The 19,747-nt window shown below is 47.8% G+C and carries 17 protein-coding genes and 1 pseudogene; 6 read left to right on the top strand and 12 right to left on the bottom strand.

The features are described 5' to 3' along the window. Positions 1–60 precede the first annotated feature (60 nt). Genes QU597_RS07210 through QU597_RS07195 form a run of 4 tightly spaced genes read right to left on the bottom strand, consistent with a single transcriptional unit; the run spans position 61 to position 5,193 of the window. On the bottom strand, positions 61–2,307 hold the full coding sequence (locus QU597_RS07210; protein WP_370656234.1) for a glycoside hydrolase family 95 protein: 2,247 nt from the start codon (positions 2,305–2,307) through the stop codon (positions 61–63). Between the two features lie 50 nt (positions 2,308–2,357). After that, positions 2,358–3,377 (bottom strand): zinc-binding alcohol dehydrogenase family protein, encoded by a 1,020-nt coding sequence (locus QU597_RS07205; RefSeq protein WP_310832006.1) that lies wholly within the window; start codon positions 3,375–3,377, stop codon positions 2,358–2,360. Continuing rightward, on the bottom strand, positions 3,377–4,336 hold the full coding sequence (locus tag QU597_RS07200; protein ID WP_310832005.1) for an aldo/keto reductase: 960 nt from the start codon (positions 4,334–4,336) through the stop codon (positions 3,377–3,379). The genes QU597_RS07205 and QU597_RS07200 overlap by 1 nt, the downstream gene beginning before the upstream one ends. Further along, positions 4,333–5,193 carry an amidohydrolase family protein gene (locus tag QU597_RS07195; protein ID WP_310832004.1) on the bottom strand — a complete coding sequence of 287 codons (861 nt, stop codon included), beginning with the start codon at positions 5,191–5,193 and terminating at the stop codon, positions 4,333–4,335. The genes QU597_RS07200 and QU597_RS07195 overlap by 4 nt, the downstream gene beginning before the upstream one ends. Positions 5,194–5,323: 130 nt before the next feature. On the opposite strand from QU597_RS07195, the gene QU597_RS07190 reads away from it, so the two are divergent. Then, positions 5,324–6,193, top strand: coding sequence for a helix-turn-helix domain-containing protein (locus QU597_RS07190; RefSeq protein ID WP_310832003.1), 870 nt, complete (start codon positions 5,324–5,326; stop codon positions 6,191–6,193). A gap of 150 nt (positions 6,194–6,343) precedes the next feature. Here QU597_RS07190 and QU597_RS07185 read toward each other — a convergent pair whose 3' ends face one another. Beyond that, positions 6,344–7,771, bottom strand: coding sequence for a family 43 glycosylhydrolase (locus QU597_RS07185; RefSeq protein ID WP_310832002.1), 1,428 nt, complete (start codon positions 7,769–7,771; stop codon positions 6,344–6,346). A gap of 346 nt (positions 7,772–8,117) precedes the next feature. On the opposite strand from QU597_RS07185, the gene QU597_RS07180 reads away from it, so the two are divergent. The 3 genes from QU597_RS07180 (at position 8,118) to QU597_RS07170 (ending at position 11,644) form a co-directional block, all read left to right on the top strand. Next, positions 8,118–8,387 (top strand): CD3324 family protein, encoded by a 270-nt coding sequence (locus QU597_RS07180; protein WP_310832001.1) that lies wholly within the window; start codon positions 8,118–8,120, stop codon positions 8,385–8,387. 122 nt (positions 8,388–8,509) lie between these two features. Next, positions 8,510–9,481 (top strand): alpha/beta hydrolase fold domain-containing protein, encoded by a 972-nt coding sequence (locus tag QU597_RS07175; protein ID WP_310832000.1) that lies wholly within the window; start codon positions 8,510–8,512, stop codon positions 9,479–9,481. A 276-nt stretch (positions 9,482–9,757) separates the two neighbouring features. Then, positions 9,758–11,644, top strand: coding sequence for an ATP-dependent DNA helicase (locus QU597_RS07170; protein WP_310831999.1), 1,887 nt, complete (start codon positions 9,758–9,760; stop codon positions 11,642–11,644). A 157-nt stretch (positions 11,645–11,801) separates the two neighbouring features. Here the strand turns inward: QU597_RS07170 and QU597_RS07165 are convergent. From QU597_RS07165 to QU597_RS07145, 5 genes and pseudogenes are all read right to left on the bottom strand, one after another. Continuing rightward, positions 11,802–11,921, bottom strand: a pseudogene (locus tag QU597_RS07165) (TetR/AcrR family transcriptional regulator); the annotation flags it as partial. Between the two features lie 24 nt (positions 11,922–11,945). After that, entirely contained in the window at positions 11,946–13,025 is a 1,080-nt protein-coding gene (locus QU597_RS07160) for an alkene reductase (RefSeq protein ID WP_310831998.1), read from the bottom strand. 46 nt (positions 13,026–13,071) lie between these two features. Continuing rightward, a complete protein-coding gene (locus tag QU597_RS07155; RefSeq protein WP_310831997.1) occupies positions 13,072–13,824 on the bottom strand; it encodes an SDR family NAD(P)-dependent oxidoreductase in 753 nt (250 codons plus the stop codon). A 142-nt stretch (positions 13,825–13,966) separates the two neighbouring features. Next, on the bottom strand, positions 13,967–14,737 hold the full coding sequence (locus QU597_RS07150) for an SDR family oxidoreductase (RefSeq protein ID WP_310831996.1): 771 nt from the start codon (positions 14,735–14,737) through the stop codon (positions 13,967–13,969). An 18-nt stretch (positions 14,738–14,755) separates the two neighbouring features. After that, the gene (locus QU597_RS07145) at positions 14,756–15,757 is read right to left on the bottom strand and encodes an NADP-dependent oxidoreductase (RefSeq protein WP_310831995.1); all 1,002 of its coding nucleotides are present in this window, start codon (positions 15,755–15,757) and stop codon (positions 14,756–14,758) included. Between the two features lie 141 nt (positions 15,758–15,898). On the opposite strand from QU597_RS07145, the gene QU597_RS07140 reads away from it, so the two are divergent. Next, positions 15,899–16,492, top strand: coding sequence for a TetR/AcrR family transcriptional regulator (locus QU597_RS07140; RefSeq protein ID WP_310831994.1), 594 nt, complete (start codon positions 15,899–15,901; stop codon positions 16,490–16,492). 159 nt (positions 16,493–16,651) lie between these two features. Here the strand turns inward: QU597_RS07140 and QU597_RS07135 are convergent, their stop codons facing one another. Beyond that, the gene (locus tag QU597_RS07135) at positions 16,652–17,701 is read right to left on the bottom strand and encodes an NAD(P)-dependent alcohol dehydrogenase (RefSeq protein WP_310831993.1); all 1,050 of its coding nucleotides are present in this window, start codon (positions 17,699–17,701) and stop codon (positions 16,652–16,654) included. Between the two features lie 117 nt (positions 17,702–17,818). Here QU597_RS07135 and QU597_RS07130 point away from each other — a divergent pair, with 117 nt between their 5' ends. Next, positions 17,819–18,235 (top strand): MerR family transcriptional regulator, encoded by a 417-nt coding sequence (locus QU597_RS07130; protein WP_310831992.1) that lies wholly within the window; start codon positions 17,819–17,821, stop codon positions 18,233–18,235. A 350-nt stretch (positions 18,236–18,585) separates the two neighbouring features. Here the strand turns inward: QU597_RS07130 and QU597_RS07125 are convergent, their stop codons facing one another. Next, positions 18,586–19,731, bottom strand: coding sequence for a serine hydrolase domain-containing protein (locus QU597_RS07125; protein WP_310833251.1), 1,146 nt, complete (start codon positions 19,729–19,731; stop codon positions 18,586–18,588). Between the last annotated feature and the right edge of the window lie 16 nt (positions 19,732–19,747).

Here is a 19,747-nt window from a genome sequence, read left to right as displayed (position 1 = left end):
ACGCCAACCCCAGCCAGCCATTTCTATTATACAGACAGAATAGGCATCCACCTATTTTTCTTAACGCGTGAATGTATAGGAGCTTTCGGCTTCTCCGGTGAATGAAACGGAGTCAAGACCAGGACCCTCCAGCCGGCAAGGACCGGAAACCGTGCAAGTCACAACCGCTTTCGTAACAAGTCCCTCTGCCCAGGTGAAATCAAGAGTATATCCGCCCCTCGCCCGCAGACCCTTGACGCTTCCTTCGCTCCAGCTTGGCGGCAAAGCGGGCAGCAGTTTGATTCCCCCCGCATGGCTCTGGATCAGCATCTCGGCAATCCCCGCCGTTCCCCCAAAATTCCCGTCAATCTGGAATGGCGGATGGTTGTCGAACAGGTTGGGCAGCGTGGAATGCTCCAGCAAAGCGCGGACATTCGCATAGGCTTTGTCCTCATCCTGCAACCTGGCCCAGAAATTGATGATCCAGGCCCGGCTCCAGCCGGTGTGGCCGCCGCCGCTGGCCAGCCTGCGCTCCAGCGTCGTCCGGGCCGCTTCAGCCAGCTCCGGCGTTTGCTCCACGGTGAAGGCGTCACCGGGGTATAGCGCAAACAGATGGGAGATATGCCGGTGCCCCGGCTCCACCTCTTCATAATCCTCCATCCACTCCTGAATCTGGCCGTATTTCCCGATTTGCGGTTTGGGCAGACGCTCCAGAGCAGCGGCGAGTTCCTCGCGGAACGCCTCATCCCTGCCGATAATCTCCGCACTTCGGATGCAAGCCCCAAACAAGGCATCTATAATCTGAAAATCCATCGATGCCCCGGCGCAGAGCACTCCCGATTCGCCGTCCGGCAGCTTATAGGTATTCTCAGGAGAGACGGACGGGCAGGTAATCAGCCGTCCTTCGGCGTCCTCCACCAAATAATCAAGCAGGAACTGGGCAGCCTCTTTCATCGTCTCATACGCCTGCACCAGGAAATAACGATCCTGGCTGAACCGGTAATGCTCCCAAAGATGCAGGCACAGCCACGCGGCGCCAAGCGGCCAGAAGGAAGCGGGCAGGTAGGTATCCTGCGGAGCCGTGTCCGCCCAGATATCCGTATTATGATGCGCGGTAAACCCCCGGCAGCCATACATGACCCTGGCCGTGACCCTCCCTGGCTCCCGCATCCGCCCGATCAGCTCAAACAGCGGCTCATGGCATTCAGCCAGATTGCAGATTTCCGCGGGCCAATAATTCATTTGCGCATTGATATTGATCGTGAATTTGCTGTCCCAGGCAGGGGTAAAGCTGTCATTCCAGATCCCCTGCAGATTGGCGGGCAAGGAGCCTTGACGGCTGGAGGCGATAAGCAAATAACGGCCATACTGGAAATAGGCCGCTATCAGCCCGTTGTCCTCCTCTCCCTCCCGGAACCGTTTCAGCCGTTCGTCGGTTGGCAACGCACGCTTGTGCGGGTTCTCCGGCAGTGCCAGCTCAACCCGTCCGTACAATTCACGGTAATCCGAGATATGCCGGGCCAGCATCTCTTCATAGGGAACCCGGCTCAGCTTTTCCAGCTGTCTTTTGGCATAAAGCTCCGGATCGGGATGACGGAACGATGTTCCTGCCGCCAGTAACAGCGTAACCGAGCTCGCGCCATCCACCAGCAAATACTCGCCAATAGTCCGGCAAATACCGTCTTCCGTCACCGCCTTCAAGGCAGCAGCAAAAGAGCTTCCCCCTTTGCCGCCGCACTCCCCGCTCATCGCCAGCCCGCTGTTCAGCCACTTCTCTGTCTTCTCCAGGTATCTCCAGTTGTGACGGTTGAACCTTGCCTTTAAGGAAATCCCGTTCTTATGGTCGGCAGCTATCCGGATGGCAATAGCCTGATCCGGATAGCTGGCAAACATTTCACGGGTATACTGAACCTCACCGATCCTATAACTGACCCGGGATACGCCAGTCTCCAGATCAAGCTCTCTTCTGTACTCTTCAGCAGGCTGTTCATGACCCCCAAAGGACAGCAGCAGCTCGCCCAGCGGCAAATAATGGCGCTGCGCTTCAGGAAGACCCGCCATCGACATTCCAGCCAGTTCCTCTGCCTCCCGCAGCCTTCCCTCCAGAATCAGCTGGCGGATTTCAGGTAAATGAGGCAGCGCATCCTCGTTGTTGCGGTCACGCGGACCACCGTACCACACGGAATCTTCATTGAGCTGCAGCTTCTCCTCGGCTGCACCGCCAAAAATCATAGCCCCAAGCCGCCCGTTTCCAATCGGCAACGCCTCGTTCCATTCCCCCGCCGGCCCGTTGTACCACAACTGCTGCTTGTGTTCCATGCTAGTCATAATTGTTACGCTCCTTCAATCGGCATAATATAAACATAGCGATATGATAATTAGTCCAATTCAACCAACGCCTTAATTACCTTCGATTCAGGTCTCAGCCAGTTCTCGAACTGGCCGATCATGTCTGCAAACGCACTGCGGTGGGTAATGTAACTGTCAACATCAATGTAACCTTCCTTGATGGCATCAAGTACGCGCTCAAAGTCCTCCCGAGTGGCATTTCTGCTGCCCTGCACTATCATTTCACGCGCATGAAAATCGGGATCACTAAAGGCAATCATGCCTTTCACCAAGCCAACATAGGTCAAGGTTCCTCCATGGCCGACAAACCCAAAGGCACTTTCCATGGAGGAGATGTTGCCCGTGGAGTCGATGACATAAGGCAGAAAGTTGCCGTCAGTAAGCGTGGACAACTGATCCTTCGGCTCCCGTAGTGCGCTTACCGTATACTCAACCTGTGCCCATTTCCTGCAAAAATCCAAACGTTCGTCGTTTACATCCATGCCTATCACCTTCGCACCGGCGTATTTGGCCATTGCCATCGCTCCTAGGCCGATCGGACCGGCACCGATAACCAGGACTTGATCGCCAGCGCCAAGACCCGAGCGACGGACAGCGTGCGCGCCAATTGCCAGTGGCTCCAGCATCGCCGCCTGATCCAGCGACAGCCCTTCCGTATTCAATAGATTTGCTAGTGGCAAGGCCACCCGTTCCCTCATTCCGCCGTCCAAATGAACGCCGAACACCTTCATTTTCTGACAGCAATTAGTTTTGCCGCTCAGGCAAGCCCGGCACTTGCCGCAATGAAGATATGGAATGACACTGACCTGGTCGCCGGCCCGCAGCCCCTCCGGGTTGTCGCCAATGTGCTCAATTGTCCCGGAAAGCTCGTGTCCAAGCACACGCGGATAGGTAAAATAAGGCTGGTTGCCCCGGTAAGCATGCAGATCGGTACCGCATATACCGATCCGGCGAATCCTTACAATAGCTTCGCCTGGATGAAGTTCGGGCTCCGGCAGTTCCTCCCTATATACGAATTTCCCAATTTCTTCGCAGATAATTCCTTTCATTATAGGCGCTCCCCGATCTGAACCTGTTCTTCATTCCACTCCGGCCGGCCGCTCGGCCACGTTGCGCCGTCGATCGGCTTCAGGATCTCCAGCACTTCCTCCAGCAATTGTTCGTCTATCGGCTCTTCCGTCCACAATATATTGTTGCGGATATTTGCCGGTGTCGCCGTGCTTACCAATGTTGTCGGAATGTATTCATTACGAGTGGAGAACTGGACCGCCAGCTTCGCAATGTCTTCTCCCTTGTCCCGGCAATATTCGGCAGCGCGCTTACAAGCAGCCTGGATGTCCCTGCTCGCCGGATGCCAGTCAGGCACCTGTCGGCTGCTCAGCAGGCCCATAGAAATAGGCGATGCATTCATCAGTCCGGTTCCCTGCCGCTCCAGTAAAGGAAGGAGGCCAAGCAGCGTGGTATCGTTCAGAGAATAATGGCAGTACGACAGGATAACATCCAGAGTAATACGGGACAATACCGTTTCGAAGATCATCAAGGGCAGGCCAGTCACACCGAAGAAACGGATCTTCCCGGATTGCTTCAATTCCTCCAGAGCAGGGATCCCTTCTTCCATTACCTGCTCCATCGAACCGAATTCGATGTCGTGCAGCAGCAAAATATCCAGATAGTCCGTTCCCAGCCGGCGCATGCTTTCTTCCGCGCTGCGGATTACCCGTTTTTTGGAGAAATCAAATTCATCCTGACCGTAACGTCCGGCCTTCGTGCTTATAATGTACCGGTCCCGCGGAACCGTCTGCAGCGCCTCTCCCAGGACTGTCTCCGCTTTCATCAAACCGTAATACGGAGAGACGTCAATGAGATTAATCCCCATGTCGATAGCGGTATGGACCGTGCGGATTCCCTCTTCCTTCGGAACCTCCCGAAATACGCTTCCAAGTGAAGATGCCCCGAAACTTAACACGGATACGTCTAATCCCGTATTTCCCAGCTTTCTGTATTTCATCGCTCTGAACCTCCAATATATAGTGAATTTAACTTGTAAAACCTCGCCGCATTCACTCCGAAGATTGGCTCTATCTCTTGCGGTGACAACCGGTCCTGCAACGCCAGCCGCAATACGCCTATGACTTCATCATACGTTGCGGCTTGAAGACATACGGGCCAATCGCTGCCGAACATTAGCCTTTCGGGTCCAAAGAGGTCCAGCACTCCATGGACATAGGCAGTGAAATCCTCTTGCTTCCAGCCCTGGGGGTCAGCCTCCGTCATGATCCCGGAAAGCTTGCAGTAAATGCCCGGATGCTGCGCAATTTCCGCCATATGGCTTCTCCACGGCTCTAAGCTGCCCGAAGCAATCGGTGGTTTTGCCAAATGGTCGACCACCCCTCTCAATCCGGGAACCCGTTCCAGCAGCTTTATAAGCTGTGGAAGCTGATCCGCCAGAACAAGCAGGTCGACGGGAAGATCCTCATCCGCAAAGTATGAAAGCGCTTCTACATAGTGGGTAGATAAAAGAATGCCGGGATCCTCCATCTCCTGTATCATCACGCGAATCCCTGTGAATTTCGGGTGCTCGCAGAACCTCCGGTATTGCACTTTGAATGACGGGTTCTCAAGGTCCAGCCAACCGATCACGCCAGCTATGGAATCTGTTTTTTCACTTAACCCAAGAATATATTCGGTCTCATCTACCGTAGGTGCAGCTTGTACCACAACCGTGCGGCATATTCCATGTTTTTGCAAATGCGGTTCAAGATCGGTGGGCAGATAATCCCGGAAAAGCACCGGAATTTCGGGTGTAATCCATCCGTAATCGTTTCTGTCTATCTTCCAATAATGCTGATGAGCGTCAATACGCATCACCCCACCTCCATTCCATCTTATTGTAAGCATCGGATAAAAGAATAAAAATAGCTTAAGGAAACAAATTTATACCTTATTTTGATATGATGACTGTAAGAATCTAGAGTTCAACGGAGGAGGCGGGGCAATGAAACCGATCCGTAAGCATTTCGGCAAGGAGTTACCGTTTTCTCTGCTTCTGCACTACAAGGAAACGAAAAGCCCGCAGCGCGAACTCCCTGACCATCAGCATCACTGGTACGAGTTCGTTTACGTCTACCGGGGAAAAGGAACTTTTTTTATCGATCAGACGTTTTACGAGATGCGCCAGGGTGACGTCATCGTCGTTCCCGGAAATACGGTGCACCGGGGATTTCCCGACAAAGAGGATCCGGTAATGTCCTCCGCCGTTTTTTTCAGCCCTTACCTTGTTAATAACAACATATTCAGCGAAACATATGGCTATTTGAAGCTATTTGACGCAGCCAAGAAGAACAAGCAGTACAAATTCACCCTGTCTCCTGAACATGCCCAACTCGTAGAAAGCGATATCGATGCCATCCATGAAGAATGGGAGCAGAGACACCCGGACGGCGGCCATGCCATGGCGCTGCTTCTCCATCTTGCACTGCTTCACTTAAACCGGTACTGCTTGCCGCAGGCTGCCGAGCTTGGGGCCATGAACGAATTGGTTCCGGATTGGTTCCGTGAAGCGCTCGCCTTTATCAATGAGCATCTTGACCAGCCGCTGGAGCTTAGCGCGCTGGCGAAACAGGCGGCCATATCTCCGGCCCATTTCAGCCGTGTCTTCAAGCAGCGGCTCGGTATGAATGCGACTGATTATATTTCAACCAAACGCATTTTCGCGGCCAAGGATGGTTTACTCCAGTCCAACAACAACATTGAGCAGATCGCTATGTCTTGCGGCTTTGAGAGCATGCCCCATTTTTATCGTACGTTCAAAAAATATACGGGCATGACTCCCGCCGCCTACCGGAAGGGCAACCGGCCACACTGAGGCACTCCTTGTTCTTCATACACTGCGCTGGAGTCAGGCTATCAGCATGTCAGCTACTTTTCTAAATGCTTCAAATTTCAATAGAAAGCAGCACCAGAGGATCCCCGAGTGCTGCTTCCTTTTCAAGGCGTATTCAGATTTCGCTTCCGGTTATTCCAAAGTAAAAGAAGCCAGACTGGCCCCGCCATGGCCGGTATACGTGAAATACAGTGCTTGTACACCGTCCGGAATAGCCACGTCGGTGGAGTATTCCTCCCAGACATTACTAAAGGCTACCGGTATCCGTCCGTGAGCCGGTCCGTCCCATGACGTTTTTATTTCAAAGGTCCCCTGGCAATATCCGCGCACCTTAATTTTGACTTTCCGGATTCCCTCGCATGCAAAATATTTAAACCCGGCGGTAGCTGAATCCGTCATATTGGCAATATAGCCGGTCTCCTCGTCTCCATCCCTGCCGTCTTGTGTAATCTTCGGAAACCGGCTGTCCATCCATGCTCCCATGCGGCCAAAGCCTCCGGTGTAGATTTCCTGATCTTTGCAAAACAAATGGCAGGCCAGATATGCCGAATATTCCCCCCGGCCTTCAAGCGGTCCTCCATTCGGACCGCAGGATGTAATCTCCACCTGGGGAATCGTGCCGTCCCCGCGGAATTCAATCCTCTCGATACAGCCCTGCCGGCAGAATGCCGTTCCATTGGTGTGGCGATGATAAAAAATGTACCATTCCCCGTTAATTTGGGCGATGCTGCCATGGTTATTACCGCCGTAAACCATTGGCTGATCCGCCGGTTTATAAGTATCGATATGAAGATCGCAATTGCTGACAATGACTTCCTGGTAGGTGAAGTCCCGGGTCGGATGCTTGCTGGTCGCATAGCACAACTCATGCATGGAGATTGAGGAATAGATAAGGTAGTAGGTATCTCCCTTTTTACGGATGGATGGCGCTTCAAAGAACTCATAGCCTTCGAATCCGCTCCCCTTGCTGTAAGACTGGCTCGGTACAACAAACACAGGCTCCTCGATGATCGTGAGCATATCCGGGCCAAGCACAGTTGCCATGGCGCCGTGTCTGGATAGGTCTCCAAAAGCACAGAATCCGGTGTAGAGATAGGTGTTCTCTCCTTCGGTCAATACGCCCGGGTCAAACTGCGGCTCGTCGCCTTCCCGTTCCCCGAGGCGTACCCCGGCGGCATCCCGTACGTAGCCGTAGAACTCATACCTGCCGCCTGGCGAATCGCAGACCGCCACTGAAACAACCGGGACCTTATCAAGAACATAGTAGAGATAATACCGCCCGTCCGGTCCAACGGTAACATCGGGAGCATACAGACACATGCTTCCTTCCGGATTAAGCGGATCATCTGTAGTCTGGTAGATCACCCCCTCATAACGCCAGTCCGCCAGATTCTCCTCCGGAGCCGACCAGCAGACATAGTCATTCAGGCAAAAGGCGTGTCCATTAAAACGATCATGCGAGCCATACACATACACTCTATTTTCAAAAACATGCGGCTCACCGTCGGGGATATATTCCCAAGAGGGCAGATACGGATTAAATCCTTGTTTTTTTACCATGGTAATTCATCCTTATCGTTTTTAAGTTTAGTCACTTACAGTATAGTAACGCGGCTCGAGCGAAGTCCATGACATATAGGCACCTAACATTGATCTATTCTTAGATGATTTGAATTAAAAAGAGATACGGGTCTCAACATTTTGCTATAATCGAAAATGAAAGGAGGTGCTTACAGTTGGAGAATCTCAAACGATTGTCTGGCACTTTTCCCACTCATGCAAAGCCTGATACTAGGAAAGGCGATACTTTGCGTGGGGTGAAACGTTTTACTTTATCGCTAACTAAGCTTTTCTAAATAGATGGCTTTGCACCTTATTTTAAAGACTGAAATAAGGGGCGGGCAGCGTGAAATATAGAAATGCTTCAAAGGTGTTACCCAAAGAGCTTATTATTGAAATCCAAAAGTATATTCAAGGTGAAACCCTGTATATCCCTAAGCCGGAAATAGAGTACGAGAAATGGGGAATATTAAGTGGTGGAAGAAAGATGATCGATCAGCGAAATGCAGCTATCCGAAGTGATTTTCGCAATGGCAGAAGTATAGATCAGCTGGCCAAGGAATACTTCCTTGCAACAGAAACGATCAAGAAAATTGTATATTCTCATAAATCGTAGGGCGGTTATATGCCGAGAATGATTCTAACTTATTGTTTTCATTTATTAAGCTTATTCTAATCTTTACAATGTAACTAGATAAGCCTGCAGGCAATGGAAACAAGAAAGGAAGAATTCCTGTTATGAGTAACCCGAAAAGTAGAAGCCGGCATTTGATTGATCCGGAGATTATTAGCGCCGTTGATTTGATACCCACAACCGATCTAACCCAATCCCTGTTAATGGAATCACGCCGGAATCAAACGCAAATGATGCCTCAAATAGATGTAACGCAGATGTTTCCGGTCACATTTGAAGAAAGGTTTGTTCCCAGTTATTTTGGCGGTCCGGAAATTCGAATAGAAATTATTAAACCAAGGCAGCTAAAGTATGAAAAAATGCCTCTATATTATTCAATTCACGGAGGCGGTATGGTTCTGGGAAGCCCCGCGGGTGATCGTCCAGCAAATGCATTACTAGCCGTAAGCCATGGCTTTTGTTGTGTATCCGTATCCTATCGTTTAGCGCCAGAGCATGTTCAGCCAAGCCAGTTGCAGGATTGTTATTCAGGCCTAAAATGGTGTATTGATCATGCAGAGGAATTAGAGATAGATATTCAGAAAGTCGCAATCGGGGGTTCAAGCGCCGGTGCCGGTTTAGCTGCCGGTCTGGCTCTTTTCATCCGTGATCAGAAGGAATTTGAAATCCATCACTTAAGGCTGCTTAGACCCATGCTGGATGATCGCACGAGTATTACTCCGGAACACCCGTATGCAGGTGAGTTTGTTTGGACCAGACAAAGCAATTATTTTGGTTGGAAATCCGTATTAGGACATGAGCCCGGTCAAGAGGCGGTGAGTGAATATTACGTGCCTGCCCGGGCAAAGTCATTGGCCGGGTTACCGCCAACTTATATGAATATTGGCACGATTGATTTATTCATCGATGAAACCCTTCTATTTGCAAAACAGCTGATTTTCGACGGAGTCCTGGTGGAGCTTGAGGTTTACCCTGGTTACCATCATTTGTCACCCCTGTTTGCAGATGCACACTACTCAAAAGAAGGCGCCCGTTCAAGTGATTATGCTTTACTGAAAGATCTGGGATTGCTTTGAGGTACTGTCTGAATTTTGTTGAAGCGTAAAATCAGCGGGCAGTTGAGACTTTGTTTGAAGAGTCTTACTGCGCCGCTGTTTGAATTTAAATTAGTTTCATGGAAGAACATTGATTTTTGAAGAGGGGTGATCGATATTAGCTGGTTAAGTGATCTCTATAAATTACAGAAGCAGGAACCCAGAAAGGACATCGAACCCTCTTTGGTTAATGCTATCTTCCGGATCTATGACCGATTTCCCAGGATGGGTCTTAGAGAGCGAATCGGGCAGCAAAATATGTCTCTGGATATAGCTGACGCTTATATTAACGGCCGTAACGCCATGATTGAAGCCGGGGTTGGGATCGGTAAGTCCTTTGCGTACCTCATTCCCAGCCTGCTCATTAATCATGTGTCGCAGCAGCCGGTCATTATTGCAACATCCTCCATTCAGCTGTCAGAGCAAATACATAAAGACCTGAGAGTGATCGGAAGCCGGCTGGGCTTTACAACCGTTCGCTCCGTCGTCGGAAAAGGGATGGGGCAGTATGCCTGCCGGTACAGGGCAGCGGACTTGTTCAAGCCTGATGATTCAAGCTCCCCCCTATCTACCCTTGCCCAGTGTATTTTGAATTTTGAAATTGATGAAAGAGCGGATATCAAGGGCGGAATTAGTGATGCCGAATGGTCTAACGTGTGCGTGAATGATTGTAAATTTGAACGTTGTCATCATAAAAATGCATGTTTGTTCTATGATATGCGAGCTAAAATTAATGCAAAGATCGGCGATATTGATTTCATTATCGTAAATCAGGACCTGCTCATCCGGGATTTGATTAAGAAAAAGGAAGGCACCCGGGGCATCATTACGGAACGGCCGGCTCTGATCGTGATTGATGAGGCTCATAATCTGGAGGCAAAGGTTAGGGATGCTAGAACGGCCGAGTTTACCTTCCGCAGAACCTGCCGTATACTGGATGACGTTTTGCAGATTCTCTTTAAGCAATCCGGGGATAAAAGCCTGTTATCACAATCCAAATTTCTAAAAAGATGCGTGGAACATATTTTCAAACAAATAGACGCTGATTTACTCCGTGCCGCCAAGCAGGATAATGACCGCATAAAAGTGTCTCCGATTACAGGAATACCGTTAGCCCGGGTCTTACAGGATTTGAAAGACCTTACTCTTAGCCTCTCGGTGTTAACTTCCCGGAATGAGCGGGAAATCGATGATGTTTTTGAAGCCATGAACGGACTTATAGCCCTCATTAATGTCCTGGCCGGAGTGGAGGATAACTATCTCCTGTGGGCAAGCAATACCCTGCGTGAAGCTACGGTCAGTATCTGTCCAAAAGATATAAGCCAGTTTTTAAAGTATACGTTATTTAATAGCAAGACCTCTGTTATCCTAACGTCAGCAACCATGTGTCAGGGCGGAGAAACGCTGGAGGAGCAATACGCTTATTTGACGCAATCCCTTGGGTTTTCGGGTGATTATATGGACCGCCAGCCTTCCCCCTTTGATTACAGCAGCCATGCTATGATGTACATCTCGGGCAACATTCCCTATTACCGCCATGATAAACGGGAAATATATCTTGAGGCAGCCTACAAAGAAATGGTTAGACTCTGTAATCTGACACAAGGAAGAACACTGGTCCTTTTTTCAGCGAAGGAGGATATGAAGTACATTCATAAGAAGCTGCTTTCGGGTACGGATAAGTTCACATGGGCACTCCATGCACAAAAAGAGGGGTCTTCCCAGGATGGGGTGATCGCTGAATTCCGGGGCAGTAAAGGTGTCCTCCTAAGTACCGGTGTCTTCTGGGAAGGAGTGAATATCGAAGGTTCCGACCTGTCGCAGGTCATTATTTTCCGTCTGCCCTTCCCTGTTCCAGCCGATCCTATCTATGAATATAAGGCAGCTTTGGCAGAGAATCCTTTGCAGGAAGTGTTTGTACCGGATATGCTGCTTCGGTTAAGGCAAGGAACCGGACGTCTGATCCGCAGTGAAACCGACCTTGGTGTTCTCAGCATTCTCGATTCCCGTCTCTGCGCCGCAGCCCATAAGGATTACCGGGAGAAGGTATTGGAAACTTTACCGTTTAAGAGGGTTACCGAAGATTTCACGGTTCTGGAGCAGTTTGTCAAAGAAAAGGGGATAAGACATACCGTTTCAAAATAGAACAAGCCTGCCGGGCTTCTGCGGCAGGCTTGTTCTATTTGTTGTCAATCCAGCGTGTTCAGTATGGTACGAATAATATTGGTTAATTTCCCTGGATCCGTTGCTGTTTTTACCATTGTCCGAAGTCCTAACCAGGCATTCATTAAAATAATGAGAAATGCATCCTTGAGGTGTCTACTAAATCCTGCATTGAGGTTTTCTCATAACCTTGCATCCAAAACAGTTGTATTGCTTTATCCAGCACTTCGTTTACTTCAAATCCTTTGGTTCTTGCCAATGGAATCACCTCAAGACAATATACTTACCCCTTCTGAGATTCCAGTTCTTTGAGCGTAGGATAATCCGTATACCCCTTGCTTCCGATCCCGAAAAAGGTTGTAGGATCTGCTTGATTCAATGGAGCACCTGTTTTAAGCCGTTCTACTAAATCCGGATTAGCTAATGACCATACACCGACGGGTACCATATCAGCCAGGCCATGCTCAAGATCGATACTAAGATCTTCCAGAGCACGTCCAGCCCGGTTGACTAATAATGGATTTGTCCATATAGCACGAATGTCCTTGAGCAAATCTTCGTTTCCAAGGTGCATGATATGAAGGTAAGCTAAGTTCAATTTAGCTAATTCCCGCGTCAGGTAACGATACAGATCAGGACCTTGTTCCCCGTCTTGAATGCCACCAAGAGATGTCCCTGGTGAAATACGGAAGCCTGTTCTCTCTGCTCCAATCTCTTCGATGATGGCTTTTGTAACTTCAATCGCGAAGCGGGCACGATTTTCTATCGATCCACCATATTCATCCGTCCGCGTGTTCGAATTTTCTCCGATGAATTGATTAATAAGATATCCATTGGCCCCGTGAATTTCAACGCCATCCGCACCGGCTTCAATAGCTGCTGCTGCAGCTTTCCGGAAATCGGAAATGGTCGTTTGAATCTCCTCTTTACTTAACTCGCGCGGAACGGGTATGTCCTGCATTCCCGTGGCCGTAAACATTTGAACACCGGGAGCAATGGCTGAGGGTGCAACGGGTTGACGATGATGAGGGGTATTGTCAGGATGTGACATACGGCCCGCGTGCATTAATTGGATGTACATAAATCCACCTGCTTCATGGACCGCATCCGTAACCTTTTTCCAGCCTTTTATATGCTGATCGTTATAAATCCCGGGTGAACATAGGTACCCTTGACCATCATCAGAGGGCTGCGCGCCTTCCGTAATAAGGAGTCCCATAGATGCTCTTTGCGCATAATAAAGGGAACTTAATTCCCCTGGGGTACCATCTTCTTCAGCTCTGCTCCGTGTCATGGGTGCCATCGCTAAACGATGCGGCAATTCCAGATTTCCGATTTTTATTTCACTCCATAATTTGTCCATTTTATTATTCTCCTCTGCAAATGAATTTAAGCGAATCTGATTCGGATTAGAACTCTGAAATGATTGGATAGATGTGGCTTCTCAGATTGAAGTCATAGTTCTGGTCAACAATACCTACGACATCGTCGCTATCATAAAGGTCTACCATGAAACCTGCCATTTGTTTGGCCGTGTGGTACTTAGGCATGTTTGCTTTGTAATCGAATTCTTCAGCATCTATTGATTTCTTCACAAACTCGGTTTCAGTTATTGCCGGTGCTAACACTTTTGCTTTTAATTTCGCACCTTTAAGCTCCAGTTCTTTGGCAAGCCCTTCGGTGAAGGCACTAACATAATATTTAGATGCAGAATAAGTTACACTTCCAACAGCAATAGCATATCCGAGTGCGGATGATACGTTAATTAACTGAGTGCCTTCTACATCAGCATAATTCCGCACAAACAGTGTAGATAGGATCGTCAAGGATTCGATATTAACGCGTAACATCGTTTCAACTTTATCTAAATTCTGTTCTGCTACAAAAGAAGCTTCACCAAGCCCGGCATTGTTAATCCAGGTCTCAATCTGGTATTCCTTCAAAGTGTTGTACAGTGTGTAAGCCTGTTCTGTAACAGACAGGTCGATTGAACGAATAATAACATTTACATTAGGATCAATATCCTGAATGGCTGATTTAAGCTCTTCTAACTTGTCTGTTCTTCTGGCTACCAAAATTAAGTTTTTGCCACGGACAGCAAAAGCGAGTGCGGCCTCATATCCTATACCTGAGCTTGCTCCTGTAATCACTGTGTACTTCATCGCTATTTTCTCTCCCTTTTAATATAAGTATTGTGATTTAGATAATTTTAGAATGATCATTCTAATTAAAACAAAAAAAACTACATTGTTAGATCTAACTTGCCCTAGTATATCGAAACTAGAACATTTGGTAAAGAATTAATTATTTAAGAATCATTTGCCCCCAGGTATGCGTGATGAAATCCGGTGCGAACTTCATTGAAAAGCGCATAACTTTGGTAAAACCAGCGTTCACCCGCAGTTTGTTTTTTTCCATCCCTTTAATACCCGCATGAACAAGCTTCGCTAATGGCAAAGAGATCATCTTATTCATGAACCCTTCGTCATACGTGTCTGTGAGATTGGTTTCAGAAATAACGGGCGGGCAAAGTTCCATCACATGAATATTCTTTCCTTTGGCACGGATTTGCTCACGTAATGCATCACTGAACATGTGGACGCCAGCCTTCGTTGCAGAATAAGCCGGTGCGTTAGCAACTGTAATATTAGCAAGCAGTGAGCTAACGTTAACAATCATTGCCTCCTGTTGTTTGGCTAACAGTGGCAACAAGGCCTTAGTGACATAGATGGTGCCATTCAAGTTGGTGTTGATTTCTGCGGTAAGGTGCTCATAAGTGATACTTTCATCAAACAAGTCATATTCGTGCATGATACCAGCATTATTAAAAACAATATCCAGTTTCGGATAGCGTATAGCGAGTTCTTTGGCAAGCGCCTCAACGCTCTTCGGATCACTAACATCTGCCGCCATCCCAAGGAGTCCTGGATTGTTCTGTACTACCCGGTCGATACGCTCTTGTGAACGCCCCGTAATGATGACGGTATTCCCCATTTCGAGAAAACGTTTAGCAAAAGCAAAGCCAATCCCGGAGGTCCCGCCTGTCACCAATATCGTTCTATTTACTAATTTCATTCTTCATCATCTCCTCCCTTAAAACTGGATGATCACTTTTCCCTTGGGATGACCTGCTGCAACAAAATGCAGTGCTTCGTTAATATCTTCAATGTGGAATTCTGTCGGGTCCACCGCGGGTACAATCCCGTGATCTTCAATGATCTTCGTAATTTTTTTCAACTGGTCGCCATCACTGCGTACAAAAATAAAATGATATTGGATTTTCTTTTTCTTCGCTTTGTAATCATACTTAGCCCCGGCAATGGTGAAGAGCTTGAGCTTCCAGCCTGATAAGCCTATACCTTCGGCAAAACGTTTGTTAGGACCCGTACGCAGAGAAAGAAGTCTGCCGCCTGCTTTAATAATTGCAAGTTCATGATCAAATTCGCTTGGTCCCAGGGTATCTATCACATAATCTAAATCACGAAGCTGTTCCCAGTAATTCTCTATCGTGTAATCAATATATTGGTCGGCACCAGCCGCCATCGTCCGTTCATGTGCTTGCGGGTTTCCGCTGACAATGACCTTAAGCCCCATGCTTTTGGCGATAGGGATGGCCATTTGGCCAAATGAACCTGAACCTCCGGGGATAAACACGCTTTCGCCAGCTTTAGCAGCTAATTCTTCGTGTAATCCTTGATAGGCAGTCAATCCTGTTAATGGCGCAGCAGCACCAGTCACAAAGTCCAGATTAGCAGGTAGGTGCCCGATAGCATCTGCACTAATTGCCGCGTACTCAGCAAAAGCACCGATCTTGTGTAGCGGCAGACGTGAATAAATGGCATCACCCACTTTAAATTCATGGACGTTCTTACCTACCTTCTCAATAACACCCGTCAGCTCGTTACCGAGTACAAGTGGAAACTTATAATCCTGGATCAGCTTCACACTTCCGGTTGCGATAAGCAATTCCAAATGATTAACCGCTGCAGCCTTCACCTTAACCAAGACTTCGTTATCACTTATTTCCGGAATTGGAATATCGTTGACTTCTACTTTGAACTTTTTTGAATATTTAGTGATCTGTGCTGCTTTCATAAATAAGAGCCTCCTTTGCACTGAATAAAAGTAACATTTATCATCTTTTGTAACTTACACAACAAGCATAATACCACTGGTTACAAAAGTCAACAATTGTTACTTAGTATTGTATATGCTAAAATACAGGCAGGTGTATACATGATGATTAAGGAATTTATTGAAGAAGAAAGGGCTGGCAGCAGAATGGCTAAAATCACACAAGAGCTCATTATTGAAACAGCCGAGGCATTAATGGAGCGTACTGATAAATCCGAAGTAACGCTCTCCCAAATTGCAGATGAATTAAGTATCACCCACGCTGCGCTCTATAAACACTTTAAAAATAAGCAAGAGCTTTGGGCAGCCGTCTCAAAGAGCTGGTTCAACCGGATGATTTCAGAACAAATCCAAATCGATATGACTAACTCGGCGAATCCGAAGGAATTACTCCACGATTGGCTCTGGGCATTTGCGAATGCCAAAAAACGCGCCTATAACGAGAATCCCAAGATGTTTGCCTTGAATACGCAATACGTCGACAGCAATCCACTCGTATTACGCGACGTTCTCTGGGATTCCTACCAGATTATTGACGGCATCATGGATTATCACGATCCCCGCTTTGAACGGGCAGAGGCGATTCTCTCCGCGTTTGCAGTGTTCAGTCTCCCCTCTTTTAAAGAATCATGGAATTTCCCGGACTACCAGGAGAGGTTTGAGCGTATCTGGCGTTTAATCAAACAGGGGCTTTGAAATCAAATTTCTCCTAATTTTTTTTCGAAGCTTCGTTAAATCAGGGGTTGACCCAAAAAAAAAGCAACTCGTCCGCAGACAAGTCGCTTTTTTTACAATTTATTTTTAAGAAAAGTATTATTCCTCAGATCCTTCGCAATTTCCCGCTGTGTCCGCTCCTTATTCGTTCCCCATCGTGCTGATATCGATGACAAACCGGTAACGCACATCGGATGCGAGTACACGTTCCCAGGCTTCATCAATCCGGTCGGCAGAGATAACCTCGATCTCAGATGCAATATTATGTTCAGCGCAGAAATCAAGCATCTCCTGCGTTTCCCGGATTCCGCCAATCATCGATCCGGCAAACGAACGGCGTTGACCGATCAGGGAGAATACGTTAACTGCCAATGGATCAGCAGGCGCACCCACATTGACTAATGTACCATCCAGTGCCAAGAGCGAAAGATAGGCATCGATATTAATCTGCGCGCTTACCGTATTTATGATTAGGTCGAACGAACCGGCAAGCTGCTTGAATGTCTCTTGATCACTTGTCGCATAATAATGGTCCGCGCCTAATTGCAAACCGTCTTCTTTCTTCTTCAGTGACTGTGACAGAACAGTAACCTCAGCCCCCATGGCATGAGCGATCTTCACAGCCATGTGTCCAAGTCCGCCAAGACCCACTACAGCTACTTTTTTGCCTGGAGCGGCTCCCCAATGGCGCAGCGGTGAATAGGTTGTGATGCCGGCACACAACAGTGGTGCAGCGGCGTCAAGCGGGATGGAATCCGGGATCCGGACTACGAAGTCTTCTGTTACTACGATGTGGGTGGAATACCCGCCTTGCGTATAGTGCCCGTACCGGTCGATTGCTCCATAGGTACCCGTATTTCCATGCAGGCAATACTGCTCCTCGCCTTTATGGCAATTACTGCACTCTCCGCAGGAGTCAACCATACAGCCTACCCCTACCCGGTCACCAACGGAATACTTTGTGACTTCGGAACCGACCTGACTGACAATCCCGGCGATCTCATGTCCTGGAACGAGCGGATAGTTGACCGGCCCCCACTCCCCGCGGGCTGTATGAATGTCCGAGTGGCAGATCCCGGCATATTTAATCTCAATAAGAACATCGTGCGGCTGAAGATCCCGGCGCTCAATGGTGGTTAGCTTGAACGGACCTTCCTGGCTGAATGTAGCACGTGCATTAACTTTTATCATAGTGTAACCTCTCTTCTAGTTCATATTAAAATCAGTAATAGAGCTTTACAAAACATATGATATTACTTAAAGTTAACTCTAAGTCAAGCAAAAATACATTAAGACTGGAGATACAGGATGAAGACATACTCCATAAGTGAAGTTGCAGAATACTTTAACATGACACCACATACCCTGCGTTACTATGACAAGGAAGGTCTAATTCCTTTTATCGAAAGGACCTCCAGCGGGAAACGCGTGTTCAAAGAATCGGATATGGACGCTTTAAAAGTAATTGAATGCCTGAAGTTATCCGGGATGCCGATTAAGGAAATCAAACATTTCATTGAGTGGTGCTCTGAAGGAGACGCCACCCTGCAGCAAAGATATGACATGTTCCTGGAACGTAAAGCTTCCGTAGAAGCGCAGATGGAAGAGCTCAAAAAAACGATGGAAGTTATAGAACATAAATGTTTATATTACAAGACCGCCTTGGATAGCGGGACGGAAGCTGTTCATAAAAACAGTAAACTAAAACATTCATCTCCTCACTAACATAATAATTTGTAAAATGATACATCTTCAGTTCAATAAAAAACTTGTTACCTACCTTATCCGCAATCTGATATGCTTTCCATTCGGTTTCATTCATTAGCTTTATCGCCTCGTCAATTCGCAGCTTTAATAAATCCCAAAGTGAGTTCCGGGTTGCGGAAATCTTCCATTAGGTAAGTAAGGACTTCCTTCGTGGACGGTAACGGTGTCACCCGCCACTGCGACGGAAGCGGCTTGGTTAACCTTTTCAGGGGTAAATATGAAAATGATAAAGGAAAGACAAATAGAAGAACATGTAAGCACAAATAGAGGGGCATCGAGCCCCTCTTTATGGAGATTAAATCCTTCCTCTATTCCCGTCCTGCGTCCTCCATGGTATCAAGCATACGCAACAGTATATCCCTCAGATGCCCAAGGTCTCCCTCTACATTGCTAAGCAGAATAACCGCTGTTCCCTTAGACATATCCCGCCAAATCTCCGAGGAGAAACCATTAATTGCCCCATTATGTGTGTATATCGTACCCATTGGTCCGGGAATTGCCCAGCCCAAGGCATATTTATTAAGCTCTGGTGTGCGCATCGCTTCCCAGGAAGCCCTGCTAAGGATTGTCCCGTTCTCAAGCCCCATAAGCCATTTATAAAGATCTTCCACAGTGGAGTAAATGCCTCCAGCCGAATAAGGAACGGTCATATCAATAGGCTGGGCGATCTCAGAGACTTCAGGAGTAAGAAGGGAGTACCCGACGGCAACATCTGTAGGAATGCTGTCTTTGGTTAAATATCCTGATCTTTTCATGCCAAGCGGTGTAAAAATATGCCCCCTCAAATAATCGCTGTAAGATTGTCCGCTCACTCGTTCGATTACAGCTCCCAGCAGCACATACCCGGAGTTACTGTAAGAAAACCGGCTGCCCGGTTCAAACTCAAGTGGCAGGTCTTTAAATTTGGCAATCAGTTCGTCAACGCTCACTTTGACATTGAGATCATTTAGAAAACCCGGTAAACGGGTGTATTCGGGTGTTCCGGACGTGTGGGTTAACAAGTGGCGGAGTGTAACTTCATGATGAGGGTAATCTTTAATGTATGTATCTACGGGGTCGTCAACGCTGAGCTTTCCGGCCTCTTGAAGCTGCAGGACCGCTGCAGCAGTAAAGGCTTTAGTAAGTGAACCAATGTGATGAATAGTCTCAGGTCCGTTAGGTAAGTTATTGGCATAGTCTGACATATTATATCCTTTGGCAATAATAACCTTGTTATTTTTGATAAGAAGCACAGATCCTGAAAAATTCTCGGACATATACTGGTCAAGCTCTTCTTCAAAAGCAGCTTCATGATGAATGGCTTCTTTCTCTTGCGGTAACGTTTTATTGCCACGGTTGACGCTATTATTGGAGCAGGAGACCAGGACAAGCGCTACGCCGAAGATTGCAGCATATCTTAAAACTTTTAACAAACCAATCCCCCCTATGTAAGAATAACGAAACGTTTTTTCCACAAACAACCATACGTTG

The organism is Paenibacillus pedocola, assembly GCF_031599675.1.
In the GTDB taxonomy this organism is placed as follows: Bacteria; Bacillota; Bacilli; order Paenibacillales; family Paenibacillaceae; genus Paenibacillus_AQ; species Paenibacillus_AQ pedocola.
This window is presented reverse-complemented; position numbering and strand designations above follow the sequence as displayed.

Bases quoted from the DNA above. Each gene is read 5' to 3' on its own strand.
- QU597_RS07205 (WP_310832006.1), bottom strand. From the start codon at position 3,377: ATGAAAGGAATTATCTGCGAAGAAATTGGGAAATTCGTATATAGGGAG.
- QU597_RS07200 (WP_310832005.1), bottom strand. From the start codon at position 4,336: ATGAAATACAGAAAGCTGGGAAATACGGGATTAGACGTATCCGTGTTA.
- QU597_RS07150 (WP_310831996.1), bottom strand. From the start codon at position 14,737: ATGAAATTAGTAAATAGAACGATATTGGTGACAGGCGGGACCTCCGGG.
- QU597_RS07135 (WP_310831993.1), bottom strand. From the start codon at position 17,701: ATGATAAAAGTTAATGCACGTGCTACATTCAGCCAGGAAGGTCCGTTC.
- QU597_RS07175 (WP_310832000.1), top strand. From the start codon at position 8,510: ATGAGTAACCCGAAAAGTAGAAGCCGGCATTTGATTGATCCGGAGATT.
- QU597_RS07185 (WP_310832002.1), bottom strand. From the start codon at position 7,771: ATGGTAAAAAAACAAGGATTTAATCCGTATCTGCCCTCTTGGGAATAT.
- QU597_RS07145 (WP_310831995.1), bottom strand. From the start codon at position 15,757: ATGAAAGCAGCACAGATCACTAAATATTCAAAAAAGTTCAAAGTAGAA.
- QU597_RS07160 (WP_310831998.1), bottom strand. From the start codon at position 13,025: ATGGACAAATTATGGAGTGAAATAAAAATCGGAAATCTGGAATTGCCG.
- QU597_RS07195 (WP_310832004.1), bottom strand. From the start codon at position 5,193: ATGCGTATTGACGCTCATCAGCATTATTGGAAGATAGACAGAAACGAT.
- QU597_RS07170 (WP_310831999.1), top strand. From the start codon at position 9,758: ATGTCTCTGGATATAGCTGACGCTTATATTAACGGCCGTAACGCCATG.
- QU597_RS07155 (WP_310831997.1), bottom strand. From the start codon at position 13,824: ATGAAGTACACAGTGATTACAGGAGCAAGCTCAGGTATAGGATATGAG.
- QU597_RS07140 (WP_310831994.1), top strand. From the start codon at position 15,899: ATGATGATTAAGGAATTTATTGAAGAAGAAAGGGCTGGCAGCAGAATG.
- QU597_RS07130 (WP_310831992.1), top strand. From the start codon at position 17,819: ATGAAGACATACTCCATAAGTGAAGTTGCAGAATACTTTAACATGACA.
- QU597_RS07190 (WP_310832003.1), top strand. From the start codon at position 5,324: ATGAAACCGATCCGTAAGCATTTCGGCAAGGAGTTACCGTTTTCTCTG.
- QU597_RS07210 (WP_370656234.1), bottom strand. From the start codon at position 2,307: ATGACTAGCATGGAACACAAGCAGCAGTTGTGGTACAACGGGCCGGCG.